Source organism: Neobacillus drentensis, from assembly GCF_036962765.1.
Classification (GTDB): Bacteria; Bacillota; Bacilli; order Bacillales; family Cytobacillaceae; genus Neobacillus; species Neobacillus drentensis_C.
Genome location: NZ_JBALOS010000280.1, coordinates 1 through 3,796 on the forward strand (window position 1 = coordinate 1; position 3,796 = coordinate 3,796).

Consider the following 3,796-nt stretch of genomic DNA (forward strand, 5'->3'; position numbering starts at 1 on the left):
ATATGCAGAGCCATCACAACTTTTACAATAGGCCCTCCAATTAATTATTTTCCCTTTTCCGTTAGAGGTGATCAGACCTTGCTCATGGAAAAGAACATTAAGATTTATTGCCTTATTTTCATCCAATGCACTATGGTCACCTAATACCACTACCGTGGAATTCTCATAAATCCCAGATTCCTTTAACGCATTGATAATACTGCCAAGCCTGTTATGATGACGGTATATCGCTGCGATAGCTTCCTCGGAGGAAAACCCATGATAATGGCGCTGTGTATCTAAATCAGTGAAGTGTACCATTAATAAATTTGGTTTCTTCGTTATAATCGTGTCGACCGTTGACGCTAAGACAAAGTCATCTAATTCCGGTTGATTTAGGCCTTTACGGAGATGGCCATATTTCCGATTAACGTCCCATTGAAAGCGGAGACTGCCGCTCAACAGCGAAACAAGAATTTGATTATGCCAGGGGCGATTCGCAAAAATCTCCGGCATATTGTAGTCAATATTGGCTTTCGCAGTTACGGGCCACAAGAGGGCGGCAGTAGTCATATTGGCTTTTTTCACTTCGTCATATAACGTGGTCCCTCGAATACAATCCCGGAACCAATTCCAATCCGGAGAAATTCTCCCAGGTTGTAAAAGAGTATTATTAATCACACCATGACGATTCGGATAATTCCCAGTCACAATTGTCGCATGACAAGGGTAGGTGACCGATGGATATATGGATGTAACCTGTTTGACATAGGCCCCATTTTTTAAGATGGTTTGAAAGTGTGGGAGTTCTTTTAAAAGTGGAAAATCTAAAGCTGAAAGGCAATCAAATGAAATGATAATTAAATGTTCTGTCAATCGACTCATAAAAAGAAAAACCTCCGTAAAAGTCTGCCAGTTACTACCATTGTACTACAGGCAGGCGGAAATGGAAGAATAGGTACGAAATTTTACAATAATTTCGAAACACTAGAATCATTTCTATTTTTTTAAAAGGTTTTTCTAGTATAATGATATTAGCAAATTTTGGATTAACAGGGGGTTGGGAGATGCCAAGTTTCCGAAGTTATTTGTTTGAGAAAGGGATTAAACTTTCGGTCGAACGTGCGTTGAGGAAGGGAATTTCAGATAGGGGTATGGATGAAAAAAGGCAAATACTAGACACAGTCGCTAGAAAGCTAGCAAAACTACCGAACAGCTGCAGGGTTCAGCAGCTAGAGATTGAAGGATTGTATGCAGAGTGGCTTTCTTCCGATAACAGTTCAGCAGACAAAGTCATACTTTATTTACATGGCGGTGGGTATGCATTTTGCTCAGCTAATACCCATCGGCCACTTGCAGCTAGTATTGGTAAAGCGGCTGGTGTGAAGGTTCTTTTTCCAGAATATCGTCTCGCACCGGAACATCCTTTTCCTGCTGCCATTGAAGATGCCGTCACCGTGTACCGCTGGCTGTTGCGTCAAGGGTATGACCCCTCCAATATTATTTTTGCAGGTGATTCAGCAGGAGGAGGCTTAAGTGTGGCAGCCACCTTAGTCTTAAGAGATCAAAATGAACCGCTGCCGAGGGCGATTGTTTGTTTATCACCATGGGTCGACTTAACAAGCAGCGGAGAAAGTTATCGGAAAAACAAAAAGGTTGATCCCTATTTAACGGTCCAAGGAGTTAGAGATGCCGCACTAATGTATTCGGGGCATGAGACCCCCCTGGATCATCCGCTTATTTCACCTGTCTTTGCCGACCTTACTGGATTCCCGCCCTTATTTATCCAAGCTGGGAATCATGAAATATTGCAAAGTGATGCAGAGTTACTCACGAAAAAAGCACGACAGACAGGTGTGGAAGTCACCTTTAAAGTATGGGACAAAATGTGGCATGTTTGGCAGATCAGCGGGGATCGATTACCTGAGGCGAAGAAGGCTATTAGTGAAATAGGGGACTTTATAAAGAAAGTCTTCAAATAATGAATGAGGATCAAGAACTCCTGCATTGAATTGTAGGAGTTCTTTCACGTTTTGCTAATCCAATATTAATTCCATGAACTTTATGAACAAAATGGTGGTTAAGTTTTTAATGCTGTTTAAATGAATAATCTATGAAACCTGCGGAATTTTTGTAAAATTAAGAAAACGTTTACAAAGGGGGAAATAAAATGTTTTCTATTAAAAGAATTTCAGCAGTTATGTGTGCAGGTGCCTTGGCCTTAAGTTTGGGGGCATGCAGCAGTAAAGAAACCGCAAGTACAGGTAAGAAAGAGGGAGGAACGGGTTATCCAACAAAAGCAATTAGCGTGGTTGCACCGTCTGGAGCAGGTGGCGGCTGGGATTTAACTGCACGTTCGTTCACAAAAGTTCTAGGTGAAACAAAACTAGTTAACCAACCATTAACAGTTGAAAATAAGCCAGGCGGTGGTGGTGCTGTTTTTATGGCTGAATATGCAACCCAGCAAGTTGAAAATAGTGATATGCTGTTTGTCAATTCGCCGCCGATTATTATCAACAATTTAAAAAAAGAAGGAAATAGCCCATACGGTTATAAGAACACAACACCATTAGCACAACTAACAAAAGACTATGGAGCGATAGTTGTCAAAGCCGATTCCAAATTTAAAGATCTAAAATCGGTTTTGGAAGAGGTAAAGAAGGATCCTAGTAAATTGACGTTTGCAGGAGGCTCCGCGCCGGGCTCAATGGACCATTTAGTTTCCATTCTGCCAGCCTATAAATACGGGGTTGACCCTGCCAAAATTAAATATGTTTCCTATGATGGCGGTGGAGAAGCGATTACCGCATTACTAGGAGGAAATGCAGATGTGATTGGAACGGATGCATCGAGTGTAAAAGAATTCCTTAAAGCAGGTAAGGTTCGAGTGCTGGCCATTACCTCATCCGAACGTTTATCTGGTGATTTTAAAGATGTTCCCACAGCGAAGGAACAAGGTGTTGACGCAGAATTTACGATTTGGCGCGGGGTTTTTGGACCGGAAAAAATGTCTAAAGAAGCAAAAACTTATTGGGAAAAAACCATTGATAAGTTAGTTCAATCTGCAGAATGGAAAAAGGAAGTCGAGACGCAGGGCTGGGAATTAGAGTATAAAAACAGTGCAGATTTTATAAAGTTCTTAGATGATCAAGAATCACAGGTACAACAATTATTAGAAGCATTGGGAATGCAGAAGTAATCAAAGAGGGAAGGAACACTTTCTCCTTCCCTTTAATTTTTATTATATTGAACGGATTGGGGGGATTGCGGGTGGACATTAAATTTGATCGCATAGCAGCTATACTTTTTCTCGCGGTTGGAGTCCTATTTATGATCGGAAGCAGAAGTATTGCCAGCTCTTCTTATGGAAGTGTGGTTGGTCCGGATATATTTCCATTTTTTCTTGGGATCTTACTGGTAATCTTAAGTATTCGCTTATTTTATGAAACCTTTAGTGGAAAAAAGCAGGAAAAGGAAAAGGAAAACTTGCAGTATAAGCCTTTTTTGATCATCTTGGCAGCCACATTAGTGTATATTTTAACGCTAGAATCGGTTGGTTATGTAATCACAACATTTCTCTTCCTATTCATCTGTTTTCAAACAATGGAACGAGGAAAATGGCTTACTTCGCTCATAATATCGGGATGTTTCTCTGGAATTGTCTATATCATCTTTGTCGAAGTATTAAAAGGAACACTTCCTGGGTGGCCGATTTGGTTTTAGTGATTAGATTACGGTGTCAGGCACCATATTTTTAGGGATGAAAGGGGGATACTTATGAATACTCTTGATTATTTGTTAGATGGATTTGGTTCGG

4 protein-coding genes are annotated in these 3,796 nt (G+C 40.7%); 3 read left to right on the plus strand and 1 reads right to left on the minus strand.

Annotated features, from left to right (window positions below):
• On the minus strand, positions 1 to 864 hold an 864-nt coding region (locus V7137_RS26755; RefSeq protein ID WP_335700887.1), incomplete at its 3' end, for an ectonucleotide pyrophosphatase/phosphodiesterase.
• A gap of 182 nt (positions 865 to 1,046) precedes the next feature.
• Here V7137_RS26755 and V7137_RS26760 point away from each other — a divergent pair.
• From V7137_RS26760 to V7137_RS26770, 3 genes are all read left to right on the plus strand, one after another.
• Positions 1,047 to 1,961 carry an alpha/beta hydrolase gene (locus V7137_RS26760; protein WP_335700888.1) on the plus strand — a complete coding sequence of 305 codons (915 nt, stop codon included), beginning with the start codon at positions 1,047 to 1,049 and terminating at the stop codon, positions 1,959 to 1,961.
• Positions 1,962 to 2,149: 188 nt separating this feature from the next.
• Positions 2,150 to 3,178, plus strand: a complete 1,029-nt coding sequence (locus tag V7137_RS26765) for a Bug family tripartite tricarboxylate transporter substrate binding protein (protein ID WP_335700889.1) — start codon at positions 2,150 to 2,152, stop codon at positions 3,176 to 3,178.
• 71 nt (positions 3,179 to 3,249) lie between these two features.
• On the plus strand, positions 3,250 to 3,702 hold the full coding sequence (locus V7137_RS26770; RefSeq protein WP_335700890.1) for a tripartite tricarboxylate transporter TctB family protein: 453 nt from the start codon (positions 3,250 to 3,252) through the stop codon (positions 3,700 to 3,702).
• Positions 3,703 to 3,796 lie beyond the last annotated feature (94 nt).